15 protein-coding genes are annotated in these 14977 nt (G+C 67.5%); 5 read left to right on the top strand and 10 right to left on the bottom strand.

The window, feature by feature from the left end:
* Positions 1-22 precede the first annotated feature (22 nt).
* The 5 genes from otsB (at position 23) to HN018_RS16800 (ending at position 5003) form a co-directional block, all read left to right on the top strand.
* Complete coding sequence (otsB, locus tag HN018_RS16820; RefSeq protein WP_171832994.1) at positions 23-790, top strand: trehalose-phosphatase; 768 nt, start codon at positions 23-25, stop codon at positions 788-790.
* Positions 778-2142 carry an alpha,alpha-trehalose-phosphate synthase (UDP-forming) gene (locus HN018_RS16815; RefSeq protein ID WP_171832995.1) on the top strand — a complete coding sequence of 455 codons (1365 nt, stop codon included), beginning with the start codon at positions 778-780 and terminating at the stop codon, positions 2140-2142. Before otsB ends, HN018_RS16815 begins: the two co-directional genes overlap by 13 nt.
* The gene (locus HN018_RS16810; RefSeq protein ID WP_171832996.1) at positions 2126-2653 is read left to right on the top strand and encodes a disulfide bond formation protein B; all 528 of its coding nucleotides are present in this window, start codon (positions 2126-2128) and stop codon (positions 2651-2653) included. The genes HN018_RS16815 and HN018_RS16810 overlap by 17 nt, the downstream gene beginning before the upstream one ends.
* Complete coding sequence (locus HN018_RS16805) at positions 2654-3220, top strand: demethoxyubiquinone hydroxylase family protein (RefSeq protein ID WP_171832997.1); 567 nt, start codon at positions 2654-2656, stop codon at positions 3218-3220.
* 94 nt (positions 3221-3314) lie between these two features.
* A complete protein-coding gene (locus HN018_RS16800; protein ID WP_204259558.1) occupies positions 3315-5003 on the top strand; it encodes a methyl-accepting chemotaxis protein in 1689 nt (562 codons plus the stop codon).
* Between the two features lie 18 nt (positions 5004-5021).
* On the opposite strand, the gene HN018_RS16795 is transcribed toward HN018_RS16800, so the two are convergent.
* The 10 genes from HN018_RS16795 to HN018_RS16750 all read right to left on the bottom strand — a co-directional run bounded on the left by HN018_RS16795 (position 5022) and on the right by HN018_RS16750 (position 14970).
* Positions 5022-5201, bottom strand: a complete 180-nt coding sequence (locus tag HN018_RS16795) for a DUF1328 domain-containing protein (protein ID WP_171832998.1) — start codon at positions 5199-5201, stop codon at positions 5022-5024.
* Positions 5202-5271: 70 nt separating this feature from the next.
* Positions 5272-5469 (bottom strand): hypothetical protein, encoded by a 198-nt coding sequence (locus tag HN018_RS16790; protein ID WP_171832999.1) that lies wholly within the window; start codon positions 5467-5469, stop codon positions 5272-5274.
* A 33-nt stretch (positions 5470-5502) separates the two neighbouring features.
* A complete protein-coding gene (locus HN018_RS16785) occupies positions 5503-6573 on the bottom strand; it encodes a CgeB family protein (protein WP_171833000.1) in 1071 nt (356 codons plus the stop codon).
* Between the two features lie 3 nt (positions 6574-6576).
* Positions 6577-7674, bottom strand: coding sequence for a CgeB family protein (locus tag HN018_RS16780; protein WP_171833001.1), 1098 nt, complete (start codon positions 7672-7674; stop codon positions 6577-6579).
* Positions 7674-8771, bottom strand: a complete 1098-nt coding sequence (locus HN018_RS16775; protein ID WP_171833002.1) for a CgeB family protein — start codon at positions 8769-8771, stop codon at positions 7674-7676. Before HN018_RS16775 ends, HN018_RS16780 begins: the two co-directional genes overlap by 1 nt.
* Positions 8772-8797: 26 nt before the next feature.
* Positions 8798-9865 carry a glycosyltransferase family 4 protein gene (locus tag HN018_RS16770; RefSeq protein ID WP_171833003.1) on the bottom strand — a complete coding sequence of 356 codons (1068 nt, stop codon included), beginning with the start codon at positions 9863-9865 and terminating at the stop codon, positions 8798-8800.
* The gene (locus HN018_RS16765) at positions 9865-11178 is read right to left on the bottom strand and encodes a TIGR04295 family B12-binding domain-containing radical SAM protein (protein ID WP_171833004.1); all 1314 of its coding nucleotides are present in this window, start codon (positions 11176-11178) and stop codon (positions 9865-9867) included. Before HN018_RS16765 ends, HN018_RS16770 begins: the two co-directional genes overlap by 1 nt.
* A complete protein-coding gene (locus HN018_RS16760) occupies positions 11175-13325 on the bottom strand; it encodes an NAD-dependent epimerase/dehydratase family protein (RefSeq protein WP_171833005.1) in 2151 nt (716 codons plus the stop codon). The genes HN018_RS16765 and HN018_RS16760 overlap by 4 nt, the downstream gene beginning before the upstream one ends.
* 23 nt (positions 13326-13348) lie before the next feature.
* Positions 13349-14461 (bottom strand): NAD-dependent epimerase/dehydratase family protein, encoded by a 1113-nt coding sequence (locus HN018_RS16755; RefSeq protein WP_171833006.1) that lies wholly within the window; start codon positions 14459-14461, stop codon positions 13349-13351.
* A 68-nt stretch (positions 14462-14529) separates the two neighbouring features.
* Positions 14530-14970, bottom strand: a complete 441-nt coding sequence (locus HN018_RS16750; protein WP_171833007.1) for a DUF2141 domain-containing protein — start codon at positions 14968-14970, stop codon at positions 14530-14532.
* Positions 14971-14977: the final 7 nt, after the last annotated feature.

The raw sequence follows: 14977 nt of genomic DNA, 5'->3' as shown, positions 1-14977 counted from the left end.
GTTTGACACTGGTTCCGTCAGCATGAGCTCAAGCACCCCCCGTCATCCGACCCTTGCCCGGCTGCCGCCACCATCACGCGCCGCGTTCCTGCTCGATTTCGACGGCACCCTGGTGGATATCGCGCCAACCCCGGAATCGGTGTCTGTCGTGCCGGGCCTGCCCGAGATCCTCGTCGCCTTGCGCGAGCGCTGCGGCGGCGCCCTTGCGGTCGTCAGTGGCCGGCCGATCGCGCAGATCGACCATTTCATCCCGGGCATTCCGTACGCCGTTGCCGGCGAGCACGGGGTCGCCGTGCGCCATGCGCCGGACCAGCCGGTCGTCCGCGCCGTTCTGCCCGCGCTGCCCTCGCACTGGCTGGCAGAAGCCGAACGGATCGTGGCCGGTCATCCGGGTGCCAGCGTCGAGCGCAAGCAGACCGGACTCGTGCTGCATTTCCGCGGCGCACCGGATGCCGGCGCAGCCCTCAAGGCCGAGGCGGAGGCGCTGCTGGCGCAGGACCCGCAGCGCCGGTTCCATCTGCAGACGGCGAAGATGGCCTGGGAGCTCAAGCCCGGCGGCATCGACAAGGGCACAGCGGTCGCCCAATTGATGCAGCAAGCGCCTTTTGCCGGCCGGGTCCCGATCTTCATCGGCGACGACGTGACCGACGAGGACGGCATCCGCGGCGCCCAAGCGCTGGGCGGGCTCGGCTTCCGCATCCCGGACGACTTCCCCGATCCCGACGCCTTCCGGGCGTGGCTCGGCGAGCTGGCTCGCAGCTCCGGCGCGGCAGACTCATGGGAAGGCTAGTCATTGTCTCGAACCGGGTTCCGTCGCCTCGCGAGCGGACCCAGCCGGCCGGTGGACTGACGGTCGGTCTCGCCGACGCGATCAAGGGCCAGCCCAGCCTCTGGTTCGGCTGGTCGGGCAGCTCGCAAGGCAAGGAGTCGCCGGCGCCCACGCCGGAGCTGGCCGAGCAGGGCGGCGTCACCTACGCCACCATCGACCTGACCGCAAAGCAGCATGAAGGCTTCTACCAGGGGTTCTCGAACGGCATCCTCTGGCCGGTCTGCCACTACCGCCTCGGCCTGATGCAGTACAGCCGCGAGGAGCTCGAGACGTATCTCGAGGTCAACGCGATCTTCGCGCGCAGCCTGAAGACGCTGCTCAAGCCGGACGACGTGATCTGGGTGCAGGATTATCATCTGTTCCCGCTCGGCGAGGCCCTCCGGCGCGAGGGCGTCACGTCCAAGATCGGCTTCTTCCTGCACATCCCGTTTCCGCCGGAAGCGCTGTTCCGTGCACTGCCCGGCGCCGACCTGCTGCTGGCCGATCTCGGCGCCTACGATGTTGTCGGCGTGCAGACGCAGCAGGACGCCGACAACATGAACCAGTCGCTGTCGGCTCTCGGCGTCGAGGTGCAGGCACAGTCGTTTCCGATCGGTATCGATCCGGTGGCGTTCGCCAAGCAGGCGCTGCGCGGCGAGACCAGCAAGGAGATGGCGCGCCTGACCCAGGCGCTGAATGGCCGCGCCCTGATCCTCGGCGTCGACCGGCTGGATTATTCCAAGGGCATCCCCGAGCGGTTCCGCGGCTTCGAGCGACTGCTGCAGCGCTTCCCGGCGCACCGGGGCAAGGTGTCGTTCCTGCAGATCGCCCCGGTCTCGCGGGGCGAGGTCGCGGAATACAAGGCGCTGCGCCGCGAGCTGGACGAGCTGTCCGGACGCATCAACGGCAACTGGGCCGAGATCGACTGGATCCCGCTGCGCTACATCACCCGCGCCCTGCCGCGGAAGGTGCTGGCCGGCGTGCATCGTCGCGCCGCCGTCGGGCTGGTAACGCCGTTGCGGGATGGGATGAACCTGGTCGCCAAGGAGTATGTCGCGGCCCAGGACGCGGCCGATCCGGGCGTGCTGGTGCTGTCCCGCTTTGCCGGCGCGGCGCCGGAACTCAGCGATGCGGTGATGGTCAATCCGTATGACCCGGACGAGATCGCCGAAGCGCTGGACCAGGCATTGACCATGGGACTGAAGGAGCGGTCCCGGCGCTGGGAGGCGATGAACGAAGCGGTGCATCGCGTCACTGCCGCGACCTGGGCCCGCGACTTCCTGGCCGTGCTGAACGCGACCCCGGAGCGGAAGCCGCATGCCAGTCATCGATAGGCGCGAGGCCGGCCTGCTCCAGGGCGGCTTCTGGGCCCTGGCCGGGTTCTGGGCGATCGCCTGGGTGTGGTGGGCGCAGCATCTGGAAGGCATGGCGCCATGCGCGCTTTGCCTCTGGGAGCGCTGGCCGTATCGCGTCCTGATCGCGCTGGGATTCGTCTGGAGCGCGCTGGCGGCGCTTGAGCTGCGTCCGGCCAGGCCGATCGGCATCCTGATCACCCTCACGCTGATTGCGGCGATCGTCATCGCCGGCATCCATGTCGGCGTCGAACAGGGCTGGTGGCCGAGCCCGCTGCCGGAATGCATGGCTCCGCATTTCAGCGGCGGCAGCTTCGCCGAGCGGCTGGCATCGATGCCGGCCCGGCCTGCCAAGCCATGCGACTCGCCGAACCGGCTGTTCCAGTGGCTGCCGGTTTCGATGGCGATGATCGATCTGCTCTACGCGGCGTTCCTGCTGGTCGTGGGGCAGGTCGTCCTGCGGCGCCTGCTGGGATCGTCACGGAGAGCCTGAATGAGCGAGACGCGCCGTTCGTCCCTTTCGCCACCCCAGCCCGGCGACGCCATGGGCCCCGTCCGGCTTGCCCGGATGATCCGTGTCGATCACGCCGGCGAATACGGCGCGGAGCGCATCTATGAAGGCCAGCTCGCCGTGCTCGGCCATACCGAGACCGGCGACATCCTCCGCCACATGAAGGCGCAGGAGACCGTCCACAGGGACACCTTCTCGGCGATGATCGTCAGCCGCCGGGTACGTCCGACCGTGCTGCTGCCGGTCTGGCATGTGGCAGGGTTCGCGCTCGGCGTACTGACCGCGGCGATGGGCAGGCGTGCCGCGATGGCCTGCACCGTCGCGGTGGAGGAGGCGATCGACGAGCATTACGCTGAACAGGCAGCATCCTTCGCCGACGGCGACGAGCCCGGGCTGCGTGCGACGATCGAGAAATTCCGCATCGAGGAACTGGAGCACCGTGATATCGGCCTGGCCAACGAGGCCGAGCTGACCCCCGGCTACCGCGTGCTCGCCCGGTTGATCAAGACCGGCTGCAAGGTGGCCATTGCCGCCAGCGAGATCGTCTAGAGGTTTTCCGTTAACCGGATCTCAGTCCTTGCCATGGCATCACCCTGGCCTGGCTCCATGCACGTGCATACCGGGAGCCGTTGGAGGGCTGCCTGTGACCGGTATTTCGAAGCGGATCACGATCCGCGCGAAAATCATTTTCGCTTTCGCTCTCGTGCTGGCTTGTGCGGTCGCGATGGGATTGTTCGCGCTGGACCGTCTTGGGGAGGTCAACCGGGCCGCGGCAGGTCTGCGCGACATCAATCTCCCGGCGACCAGGGCGCTTGGCCAGATGAGCCAGACGTCGGAACGCTTCCGGCTTAACCAGTATCAGGCGGTGACCGCGCTGACGGACGATAGTCGCAAGGCCAAGATCCAGCTTGCCGACCAGCAATCCAGTCTGTTCGACGCAGCCTATGCCGACTACCAGCCGCTGGCCGGCGCCGGCGAGGAAGCCGCGCTTGCGGCGTTGATTGCCGATACCTGGGCCCGCTACCAGACGGTCTCCGCACAACTGGTCGCAGTGCTGGCCACCCACGACATCGCCAAGGCCGGGTCGTTGCTCGACCAGATGAACCCGGCAATGAACGATTTCCGCCAGGCGATACAGGATGCGTCGGATTTCAACGTCCGTGACGGCACGCATAGGGCGGACCGTGGAGCCAGTCTGGGACGGTCCGCGCATGCGTGGATCATCGTCGTGCTGTGCGCGATGGCGCTGTTCTGCATCCTGACCGGCTGGTCGATGATCCGGAGCATTTCGAGGCCGCTGGCTGCGATGACGGCGTCCATGCATCGGCTGGCGAGCCGGGATCTGGCGACGACCATCCCGGGTGTCGGCCGTGCCGACGAGATCGGACGAATGGCAACCGCGGTTCAGGTGTTCAAGGACGGCATGATCGAGGCTGACCGTCTTGCCGCCGAACAGGACGCGGCGCGTGCACTCAAGGAGCGCCAGTCGATCCGGATGAGCGAACTGGTTCGCGATTTCGAGGCCAGGGTCGGAAGCATGGTCGGTCTCCTGGCTTCGGCATCCACCGAACTAGAGGCAACCGCGCATTCGATGACCGGTTCCGCCGACCAGGCCAACCGCCAGGCGACCACGGTTGCCGCGGCCGCCGCGGAGGCGGGGATCGGCGTCCGGACCGTGGCAGCCGCTGCCGAGGAACTGTCGGTGTCGATCAGCGAGATCGGCAGGCAGGTGGCCCAGTCGGCACGGATCACCGGCCGCGCGGTGGATGATGCCAGGCGAACGGACACCATCGTCCGCACCCTCGCTGACGAGGCTCAGAAAATCGGCGGCGTGGTCGGGCTTATCCAGAACGTCGCCAGCCAGACCAATCTTCTGGCCCTGAACGCGACCATCGAGGCGGCCAGGGCCGGGGATGCCGGCAAGGGCTTCGCGGTGGTTGCATCGGAGGTCAAGAACCTTGCGAGCCAGACGGCGCAGGCAACGGCCGAGATCGCCGGTCGGGTCACGCGGATCCAGGATGCGACCCGCGAGGCGGTCGAGGCGATCCGGGCGATCACCAGCACGATCGAGGAGGTAAGCATGATCGCGACCACGATCGCCGCCGCCGTCGAGCAGCAGGGCGCCGCAACGTCCGAGATCGCCCGCAATGTCCAGCAGACCGCAACGGCTGCGAACGACGTGACGATCAACGTCGCCGGGGTCAGCCAGGCCGCCAACGATACCGGCACCGCCGCCGGAGAGGTACTCAGCGCAGCCGCCGGCTTGTCGAAGCAGGCCGAGCAGCTCTCCAGCGAGGTCGGCGTGTTCGTTCAGGGAGTCCGCGCGGCCTAAGGCCGCACGGAGCCTGGATCAGAGCCTGTTGCGGCGGCCGCCCCGGCCGAAGAACAGGCTGATCACGAACAGCACGATGAAGACGAAGAACAGGATCTTGCCGATCGAGGCAAAGCTCGCGGCCACGCCGCCGAAACCGAACACGGCCGCGACAAGGGCGATCACCAGGAAGATCAGGGTCCAGCGAAGAAGGTCCATGGACGTACGTCCTTCTGGTCAGGCTCGGGACCACCGGCGCGCCGAACGCGCCGATGACTGCCCGAACGGGTCAGTAGTAGTAGCGACGATGGTTGCGCATGCGCCAGTGACGGTGACGCGGCGGCCTGTGGTGGTAGCCGGGCGGCGGTCCGTGCGGACCGGCCATCGGAGGACCATCGCGTCCGGGGCCTGGCTGGGCCATGGCCATCGGTGCCGAGAGCGTCAGCCCGATGCCAAGCACCGAGCAGAGCAGGATGAGCTTGCGCATCGTGTCTCCTGTTGTGGGATGAAGGACCACTGGCTAACGCCGCGCCGACCGTTTCGGCTGCATCAGGAAAATCGTTTCCAGCTGCACGGCACGGTGAGCACTGGTGTGGGCAGCCAGGATGCGGGTTTTTGCCGCCACCGCCACTGTCTCGCGACGTTCGGCCGGCCAGTCGAGCAGTGTCACGAGGGCGTCGGTATCATCGGCCAGGACGATCTCCAGGCCCGGCGTCAGTACGTCCTCGATCCCGTCCCAGCGGTCCGAAACGATCGGGCATCCGCACGCCCCGGCTTCGAACAGCCGCACGCTCGGGCTCCAGCCGGCGCGGATCATGTCGGCGCGGGTCACGTTCAGGGTCCAGCCGCAGGCTGAGTAGAAATCCGGGTGGTCCTGCGGCGCCAGGTGCTCGATCCGCTCGACGTTGCCGGGCCAGTCGATCGATGCGGGATATTGCGGTCCCGCAACCACGAAGCGGCGCTCGGGTGCGCGACGGGCGACCTCGATCAGCAGGCGGTCGAGGGTCGGCTGGCGGTCATCGCTGTAGGTCCCGAGGTAACCGAGATCCCAACGCCGTAGAGCAGCTGTCGGGCGGTAGCGCGCCGGATCGACCGAACAGTAGAAGCCCCTTGCATCGCGGGCGCCGAACTCCTGCTCCAAGCGGGTCAGCGTGGGCCCGGCGGTGAAGGACAACAGGAGGTCGAAGCCCGGGATCACGGCGCGCGACAGATAGGCGCAGTCGCCGCGCTCGAGTGCCGCCAGCGTCACCGGGGTATCGATGTCGTAGAACGCCGTCACGCCCCGGGCCGTATCCTGCACGAACCGCGCGACCTCGATCCCGTCCGGCACGTAAGATCCGACGATCACCGCATCCGCGCCGGCGATTGCCGGGCCGTGCTCGCGCAGCCCGTCCAGCCCGTCATACAGCGCTAGCCGACAGAACGACGGATCGGCCAAGTCGCGATTCTGCGCGTACCAGGGCATGTCGCGTTCGAGGAACATGATGTCGTGGCCGCGTGCGGCGAAGGCGGCGAGCAAAGCGCGGTAGGTGGTGGCATGGCCGTTGCCCCAGCTCGAGCTCAGGCTGAGACCGACGACGACGAGGCGCATCGCTCAGGTCCGGCCCGGCTGGTCGCGGCGCACGGCGATCGCGCCGGCCAGCACCGTCTCCAGCAGCACGGCGCGCTGGTCGTAGGTGTGACCCGCCAGGATGCGCGCCCGTGCAGCCTCGCCGATGCTTCGCGCGCGCTCCGCCGTCAGCGTGCGCAGGTGCTCCACCACGTCCTGTCCATCCCGCGCCACCAGGATTTCGCTGCCCGCCTCGAGAAACAGCTCGATCCCGTTCCAGAAGTCGGTGATCAGGCAGGCACCGGCGCCGGCCGCCTCGAAGACCCGGGTCGCCGGGGAGAACCCGACTTCCGCCATGCTGTCGCGGGCGACATTCAGCACCGCCCGCGCCGACACGTTCAGCACGTTGTGCGCTGCCGTGGGGACATGGCCGATGGCGCGCACGTTCGCCGGCATCGGCTTGTCGTGCCAGCCCGAGCCGCCCAGCAGGAACGATTGCCCCGGCAGCGATGCGGCGGGGCGCAGGAAAAACTCCTCGATCCGAGCCTCGCGATCGGGCAACCGGTTGGCCAGCAGCGATAGCGTGGCCTCGTAAGCGGGATCGCGCATGACCGGATGATGCGTGGCCGGATCGAGCGCGTTGTAGATCGGAACGCAGGCGCGCGCGCCGAATCCGGCATAGGCACGCATGACCGGATCGCCGCCGCCATAGGTCAGCACCAGGTCAAGCGCCGGCAGTGCTGCATGCAGCGCGTGCGCCTCGTTCTGCCGCAGCTCGGCAAGCGTCGCCGGCGCATCGACGTCGAGAAACACCCGGACCGCGCCGGCACGGCCATTGACGAGAATGCCGTCCAGCAACTCGTCGTCGAACACGCCGACGCCGCTGCACTTGACGATGATGTCTGCGTCACCGGCCTGGCCGAGCACGTCGCGCACGCCCTCCGGTGTCGCTTCATACACCACGATTTTCGCCCAGTCGGGCGGCGCTATGTCGCGGTTCTGCTGCCGTCCGAACGCGTCCGGCTCGAAGAAGACGATGCCGTGGCCGCGACGCGCCATAGCGCCAAGCAGGCCTCGATAATAGGTGGCGGCGCCGTTCCAGTACGACGACAGCAGGCTCGATCCATAGACGGCGATCTGCATCAGGCTGGTGTCCCAAGGTGTGCGGCGATCGCCAGAAGCTCGACGGCGCGGTGTGCGCACGAATGCCTGGCGCGGATCGTGGCGAGCCCATGTGCCGCAAGAGCCGAGCGCAGGTCGGGATCGTTGGCGACATCGCGCAGCAGCCGGGTCATCTCGGCGCCGTCGCGGGCAACCAGGAAATCCTCGCCCGGCGTGAACAAGCCTTCCGCGTCGTCCCAGGGTGCCGACAGCAGCGGGATGCCGCACGCCAGCGCCTCGAACACGCGGATGGTCGGGATGCCGGGCAGCAGCGTGACGTAGAACCGGCGCGGCACATGCACCGTTGCCAGATGACGCGCGAATACGTCAGGCGCTTTCGGGTTCGGCAGCCAGCCGCGCAGTTGCGCGTGGTGCCGCAGCAGCGTCTGTTTCGCTTCGTCCGGATAGCGCACGCCGTAGATGTCGAGCGGCAGCTCGGCCTCGTGCATCGGCCGCAGCAGGAACTCCTCGAGTTCGGCGCTCCGCTCGCCGTCGCCCCAGTTGCCGATCCAGACACCGCCCTGGCGGTCGACCGGTTCCGCAGGCGGTTGGAAACGCCTCAGGTCGGCCGCCTCGTGCCAGACGAACACGCGTCCGCCCCAGCCCCAGTGTTCGTAGATCCGGGCCAGGGTCGCCCCGAATGCCAGCACGCCATCATAGCCGGACAGGTCGAAATGCCGGATCGCCTCGGGATCGCTGACCGCGCGGTGGTGGGTATCGTGGAACAGCGCCAGGAACTGCCCGCCGGCCGAGCGCCGCGCGCCGATCGCCGCGACCAGTTCGGGCGGGTTCCATTCATGCACCAGCACCAGGTCGGCCCCGTCGAGCATGGCGTCGAAATCGGGTGCGTCCGGCGGATAGAGCCTGGCGGTAAGTTCCGGATAATGGTCGGTGAACGCGGCAAGACCCTCATCGCCGCCATCCTGGATCAGGTTCTCCCGGCTCCAACTTCCTTCCGGCTCGTAGGCGCGGACCGCATGACCCAGCGCCTGCAGCTCGCGCAACACGCCGCGCAGGAAATGCGCGTTGCCGTGGTTCCAGCATGAAGTGAGGGAGTGGGTGAACACGACGACCTGCACGGCTCAGGCGATCCTTTCGGTTTAGGTCATGCGCGATGATGCAATGCCAGGGTGGCGCCGGCCATGCCGGCAGCGGAATATTGGCTGGCGCGAGCATGCGCGTTCGCCGCAAGCAGGTCGGGGTTGTCCAGTGCCTGCATCGTTGCGGATGCGAAATCGGCCGCATCGCCCGGTCGCACGAACAGGGCGGCGCCGTCCCAGAGTTCGCGAAAGCTCGTGATGTCGGAGAGCACCAATGCCAGACCACATTGGGCCGCTTCCAGCACGGCGAGGCCGAACGGCTCGTAGCGGGCGGTGGAAACGAACACGCGCGTATCGGCAAATGCCAGAGCCAGGGCAGGTTCGCCGAGGCTGCCCAGCCTGACCAGCGAAGACGATGCCGCCTCCTGCCCATTCGGCCCGCGAAAGCTCCCCGCTGCCTGTACCGGAGCATCGACCAGTGCCGCCGCGCGATCGAGCGTCGCCACGTCCTTGCCCTCATCCCAGAACCGTCCGGCGGACAATACCTGCCGCGTTCGCGCCGATGCAGGCCCGAAAAGACCGGCAGGCGGATCGCGCCCGTTCAGGACGACGGTGATCGGCCTGCAATTGTCATAGGCTTCGACTGCCATGTTTCGGAATGCCCGACTCGGCGCTACGATGTGCTCGGCACGCCGCAGTCCGTCGGCGGTCACTTCGATGCGCCACCGGAAATCCTTCGGCGGCGGACCGTCACGCATCGCGCGCCACCATGTGGCGAGACAGGAATGCAGCACTGCGATAACCGGACCGGGCCATTCGACCATGCCCACCAGCGCCGGTGCATGCAGATGCACCGAGGTCACGCCACATTGCCGCGCCAGATCGGCCAGCGCGACGGCGACGCGTTCCAGCGACGCACGATCCGGCGCGGTCCAGTCCAGCTCTAGGAGGGTCACGTGGATGGCGAGACCGTCGATCGCCCCCGCCTCCGCACGCTGTGCCGGGTCGGGAGCAGGGCCCAGCACGGCGAGCTCGACCCGCACGCCGGCCTTGGCCCATTCCCGCGCCAGCGTCAGGCTGTAGCGCCAGACGCCGCCGACCGCATCGGTGGTGACCAGGATATGCCGCGACATCAGCGGCGGCAGACGGATTCCAGCTCGGCGAGCGGTAGCGGGGTGTCATCCTGGATGTCGGACATCCGGTCGAACAGCCCGAGATAATGCGCGTGCGCCCGTTCCCAGGCCTGCGCGTCGGGGAGGCCGAACAGCTTCCGGTAATCGGGTGAACTCGGATACGGATAGAGCGGCACCGGATCGTTGGCCCATACCCCGGCGGCGAGAAGGCGCTCGCGCCAGGCCGTCACCATCGCCGGATCGTCGCCGCTCACCTGGATCAGGTTGGCCTGCACGAAGGCGACATGCTGCTTTGCCATGATGAGCCGGTCGGCGAGTTCGTCGGTCGAGAGCTTGCAGTTCTTGTCCAGTTCCGCACGCCCCGCTTCGGTCAGGCTCTCGACCCCGGCCTCGATCGAGACGCAGCCGGCCTGTCCCAGCAGTTCCAGCATCTCCGGCTTCCACAGGTCGATCCGTGTCTGCACGCCGAACTTCAGCCCGCGTCCGACCAGTGCCTCCAGAAGCAACCGGTTCGGCAGGAAGATCTCGTCGATGAAATACAGGTAGCCGACGCCCTGCGCCCGAAGCGCATCGATTTCTTCCAGCAATGGCACCAGGTCGCGACGACGATAGGAGTCCCGGAAATCGATCTTGGCGCAGAACGAGCACGAGTATGGGCAGCCGCGCGAGGCTTCCACTTCGGCACCGGGCAGATCGTGGCCCGACCCCTGGTGCGGCTGCTCGAACCGATGATGATGATGATGGTGACGGGCGACCCAGTGGTCCGGCCAGCGCACTGCCGGCAGGTCGGTGAAGCGTGTCGCCTGTGGCCCGCCATTGGCGCGGATGCTGCCGTCCGGCTGCAGGGCGGCGGTTCCTGGAACCTCGCCGGGTACGCCACCGTTCGCCAGCGCCAGCACCACCTCCTCGCATTCGCCGCGCACGACGATATCGGCGCCGAGCTTGCGCAGTGCCGCGTCCGGTGTGGCCGATCCGTGCGGTCCGACCGCCACCAGCGTCGCGTGCGGGCATGCCACACGCAGCGCATCGAGCAGCATCCGCGGCAGCCGCAACTCGGGCTGGGCGCAGCGCCAGAACAGGTAGGTGGGCGCGGTGGTGACGACGATCATGTCCGGCGCGAACCCGGCGCAGGCCTCGGCCATGCCGCCGATATCGAGCTCGTCGAGCAGGCCGTCGCGCATCAGTGTCGCGTGACCGGCCCGTTCCAGCAGGGTTTTCGACGCGCCGAGTTCGATCGGCAAGTGCGGGGCGCGACAGCCGAAATAGATGCTGTGTTCGAACGTCCAGGGCGGGTTCAGCAACGCGACCTTCATGCGGCACCCTCGATCATCTGTCCGGTCGCCATCGAACGCCCGACCAGATGCGGCCGTTCCGTCTCGATCCAGCGCAGCAGCCTCGCCACGCCGTCCCGCCATCCCAGGGGCTGTGACAATCCCAGAACCTGCCTGGCGCGCCTGGTGTCCGCCACGAAATAGCGCTGGTCGCCGGTGCGCCAGGGATGGAAATCGCGCCGTACCCGCTGCCCGGTGAGCCGCTCGATCTCCTCGATCAGCATCAGCAGTGTGATCGCATTGTCGGCGCCGCCGCCGAGGTTGAACGCCTCGCCCGCCACCAGCGGCGCATGGTCCCGCGCCGCCAGGTAGGCCGAGACCGCATCCTCGACTTCCAGCACGTCGCGGACCTGGCGCCCGTCGCCGTATAGGCTCAGTGGGCGATCCTGCAGCGCCGACAACAGGAAATGCGCGAGCCAGCCCTGGTCCTCGGTGCCGAGCTGGCGTGGCCCATAGATGCAGCTCATCCGCAGCACCACCATCGGCAGGCCGAACGAGCGGGCATAGTCCAGTACATACTGGTCGGCAGCACCCTTGGAGCAACCGTATGGGGTGTGGAACGACAGCGGCCGGGCTTCGCCGATGCCGTGCGCACGAAGCAACGGGTCGATCGGCAGGTAGGCGTCGTCGTTGTGCGACAGCCTTATGTCGGCGAGGTCGCCATAGACCTTGTTGGTGCTGGCGAACACCAGCGGCACCGGTTCGGACCCGGCGCCTTCACTCCGGCGGCGAAGCGCCTCGAGCAGGTTGATGGTGCCGCGCAGGTTGATGTCGAAGTCGGCCAGCGGGTCGACCAGGCTGGTGGTGACCGCCACCTGGCCGGCCAGATGGAACACGCTGGAGGCGTCGCGTGCGGCATCCGCCACCGCCTTCGTATCGCGCAGATCGGCGATCGCCACCGACAGCCGGCCGCGGTGGCGCCGCCTGAGCCAGTCCAGGTTCTCCTCGACCCCGGGCCGCGCCAGGCTGTCCAGGATCAGCACATCCTCGCCGTCGCGTGCCAGCCGGTCGGCGAGATTGGTGCCGATGAAGCCGGCGCCTCCGGTCACCAGCGCGGGCTTGGTGCCGATCAGGCCGGGCTTGCCGAGGGCCGGTTTCGGCGCGCCGGCATCGGCGATGTCGCGTGCCAGCGCCAGGCCGCCGCTGGCAAGCAGTCTGCCGAGCAGCTTCGGGCTGCCTGCCTCGGTGTACAGCCCGAAATGATAGTGCCGTTCGTCGAAATGCAGGCCTTCCTGTACCGCCACGTCCGCGGCGATATCCTGCAACCCGTACCAGTAGATCCGCTCGACCGGCAGCTCGGCGATCTCGACGAACCGGGTCACCTGCGCGAACGGATCGTTACGCCATGTGGAATAGCCGGTCTCGGTGATCCACAGCTCAAGCTTCGGGTTGAATCCATCAACGGTCTCGCGGACCGAGGCGATCAGCGCCGGCCAGCCGCGCCAGGACCGTGCCTCCGCATCCCATGTGCCGGGAAACCCGTGCAGCCCGACCGCATCGAGCACGTTCAGCAGCCCGCGCTCGCCCATCAGCCGGAGCCAGTTCAGGTCCGCGGGGCAGGGGCCGCCGAGCACCGCCTTGAGCCCGCGCGCCTGGATCCAGTGCGCGGCGGCGCCCGCCATCTCACAGAACAGCAGCCAGTCATGGTCCTGCTGCCAGTCCCAGTCGAGCAGGTTGTTCGGCTCGTTCCAGATCTCGACGGCAGGGAACATGCCGTCGAACCGGGTGATCAGATGGTCGATGAAATCGGCGTAGGCCCTGAGATCGTGCGGCGGGCCACTGGTGCGGCCGGTGCGGGACAGGCTCGGCGGGGTGAAATGCACGCACGGCAGCAGTTCGATTTCGCCTGCCAGGCGCGGCACCAGCCAGCCATACCAGTCTGCGCCACCGTCATTGACGTATTCGGCCCAGGAGATGTGCGTGCGCAAGCGGGTAATGCCGAGAACACGCAACCGGCCCAGGCTTTCCTCGACGCGTGCATGCTCGCCCGGATGGAACCACTCGACCAGCCCGAGCGCGCCGCCTCCGCCCCGAAGAACTTTCTCCACGCGACCAGTCCGGCGGACTTCCTTGACGCGAGCGGTCGGAGGAATTTCCTTCGCGCGACCGGCCCGCAGGAGATCGCTCATGCCATCGGTCCGGAGGAGATCCGTCATGCGACCAGTCCGCGTGCTTCCAGTTCGCTGCGGGCTTCCTGCACGCGATCGGTGGCCTGCTGGCGACGCACCCATTCCATCTGTTCGGGCAGTGCATTGTCGAACGTCCGCGTAGGCGCAAAACCCAGCACGTCGCGGGCCAGGGTGATGTCGGAGAAGCAGTGCCTGATATCGCCGGTGCGGGCCTTGCCGACGAACTCCGGTTCGATTTGAGCCAGATCCATCGCTGAAGCGGCTGCCCGGGCCACATCGGAAATCGAGACGTTGCGGCCGCTGCCGATGTTGAACACCCGGTTGGCCGCGGCCGGGTGGTCGAGCGCCAGCAGGAACGCCTGCACCACGTCGTCCACATGCACGAAGTCGCGGCGCTGACCGCCATCCTCGAACACCAGCGGCCGCTCGCGGTTGAGCAGCCGCGACGCGAAGATCGCCAGCACGCCGGTATACGGATTGGAAAGCGCCTGGCCCGGTCCATAGACGTTGAACAGCCGTAACGCGACGCCCTCGATGCCATAAGCCGGAGGCGCGCACAGGATCAACTGCTCCTGCATGTACTTGGTGATCGCATACACCGATGCGAGCCGCGCCTGTTTCCACTCCGGCGTCGCGGCGGGAGTGAGCGGGGACCCGTCCGGCCCGAGCGGGTCCCAGCCCGCGCCGACCTGACGCACCGGGCGCACGACCTCCTGCATCATCGTGCCGTCGGTCGCGGTGTAGAGGCCCTCGCCGTAGATCGACATCGAGGATGCCACCACGACCCGCTTCACAGGCTTGTCGATCAGCGCCTGGCAGAGGCAGGCCGTCCCGAGATCGTTGACCGCCACGTAGCGTTCGATCAGGTACATGCTCTGGCCGACACCGACGTCTGCCGCCAGGTGCACGACCTTGTCGATGCCATCCAGCGCATGACCGAGCGCTTCGCTATCGCGGATATCGGCCTGGACCAGTTCGACGTCGTCGGGCACGGATTCCGAAGTTGCACCATGCGGGTGCACCTGCTCGATCAGGCTGTCATAGACACGGACGCTATCGCCGCGCGCCAGGAGGGCCCGCACCACATGCCGACCGATGAAGCCCGCTCCGCCCGTGACCAGGACCCGATCCGCCATAAGCCGCCCGCTCCGTGCATCTATTCGATGCAGGTATCTTCAAGAAGAAGAAGCCGGTTCGCAACAGCCTAGTGGGTACGCACCGTGACGGTGATCGCGGCATCCTGGGCGCCGATCCGGAACGCGCAGGCGTCGAACGAAGGTGGCCCATAGCCGATCTTCGGATCGCGCGAGAAGCCCGACGGGTTCAGCGGAATTCCAAACAGGTTGCGGCGCATGCGCCCGAGGTCGGTTTCATCCTGGTACGCCGCAACCGCGTAGGTGCCGGGAGCCACATCCTGGATCGTTGTCGTAATCGTGCCGGCTTTTGCCGACACTATCGCGTGATAGCTGCACCGCTCGCTCAGGAACTGCGAACGTGTGCAGACGCCTATCCGTACGTGACCTTTCTCGCTTGGCAGGTTGGCGACAGTGATGGTCAGTGCGGCTGACCAGGCGGATGTCCCGCATGACAGGAACACGCCGAGGACCATGAGGCGGAGACAGCCGGGAACAAGACGAGGGGCCAACCGTCTC

The sequence above is a fragment of the Lichenicola cladoniae genome, from assembly GCF_013201075.1.
GTDB classification, from domain to species: domain Bacteria; phylum Pseudomonadota; class Alphaproteobacteria; order Acetobacterales; family Acetobacteraceae; genus Lichenicola; species Lichenicola cladoniae.
This window is presented reverse-complemented; position numbering and strand designations above follow the sequence as displayed.

What these genes read in the sequence shown, in the direction of transcription:
- otsB (WP_171832994.1), top strand. Translation starts at nt 23, where the DNA reads ATGAGCTCAAGCACCCCCCGTCATCCGACCCTTGCCCGGCTGCCGCCA.
- HN018_RS16815 (WP_171832995.1), top strand. Translation starts at nt 778, where the DNA reads ATGGGAAGGCTAGTCATTGTCTCGAACCGGGTTCCGTCGCCTCGCGAG.
- HN018_RS16810 (WP_171832996.1), top strand. Translation starts at nt 2,126, where the DNA reads ATGCCAGTCATCGATAGGCGCGAGGCCGGCCTGCTCCAGGGCGGCTTC.
- HN018_RS16805 (WP_171832997.1), top strand. Translation starts at nt 2,654, where the DNA reads ATGAGCGAGACGCGCCGTTCGTCCCTTTCGCCACCCCAGCCCGGCGAC.
- HN018_RS16795 (WP_171832998.1), bottom strand. Translation starts at nt 5,201, where the DNA reads ATGGACCTTCTTCGCTGGACCCTGATCTTCCTGGTGATCGCCCTTGTC.
- HN018_RS16790 (WP_171832999.1), bottom strand. Translation starts at nt 5,469, where the DNA reads ATGCGCAAGCTCATCCTGCTCTGCTCGGTGCTTGGCATCGGGCTGACG.
- HN018_RS16785 (WP_171833000.1), bottom strand. Translation starts at nt 6,573, where the DNA reads ATGCGCCTCGTCGTCGTCGGTCTCAGCCTGAGCTCGAGCTGGGGCAAC.
- HN018_RS16780 (WP_171833001.1), bottom strand. Translation starts at nt 7,674, where the DNA reads ATGCAGATCGCCGTCTATGGATCGAGCCTGCTGTCGTCGTACTGGAAC.
- HN018_RS16770 (WP_171833003.1), bottom strand. Translation starts at nt 9,865, where the DNA reads ATGTCGCGGCATATCCTGGTCACCACCGATGCGGTCGGCGGCGTCTGG.
- HN018_RS16765 (WP_171833004.1), bottom strand. Translation starts at nt 11,178, where the DNA reads ATGAAGGTCGCGTTGCTGAACCCGCCCTGGACGTTCGAACACAGCATC.
- HN018_RS16760 (WP_171833005.1), bottom strand. Translation starts at nt 13,325, where the DNA reads ATGAGCGATCTCCTGCGGGCCGGTCGCGCGAAGGAAATTCCTCCGACC.
- HN018_RS16755 (WP_171833006.1), bottom strand. Translation starts at nt 14,461, where the DNA reads ATGGCGGATCGGGTCCTGGTCACGGGCGGAGCGGGCTTCATCGGTCGG.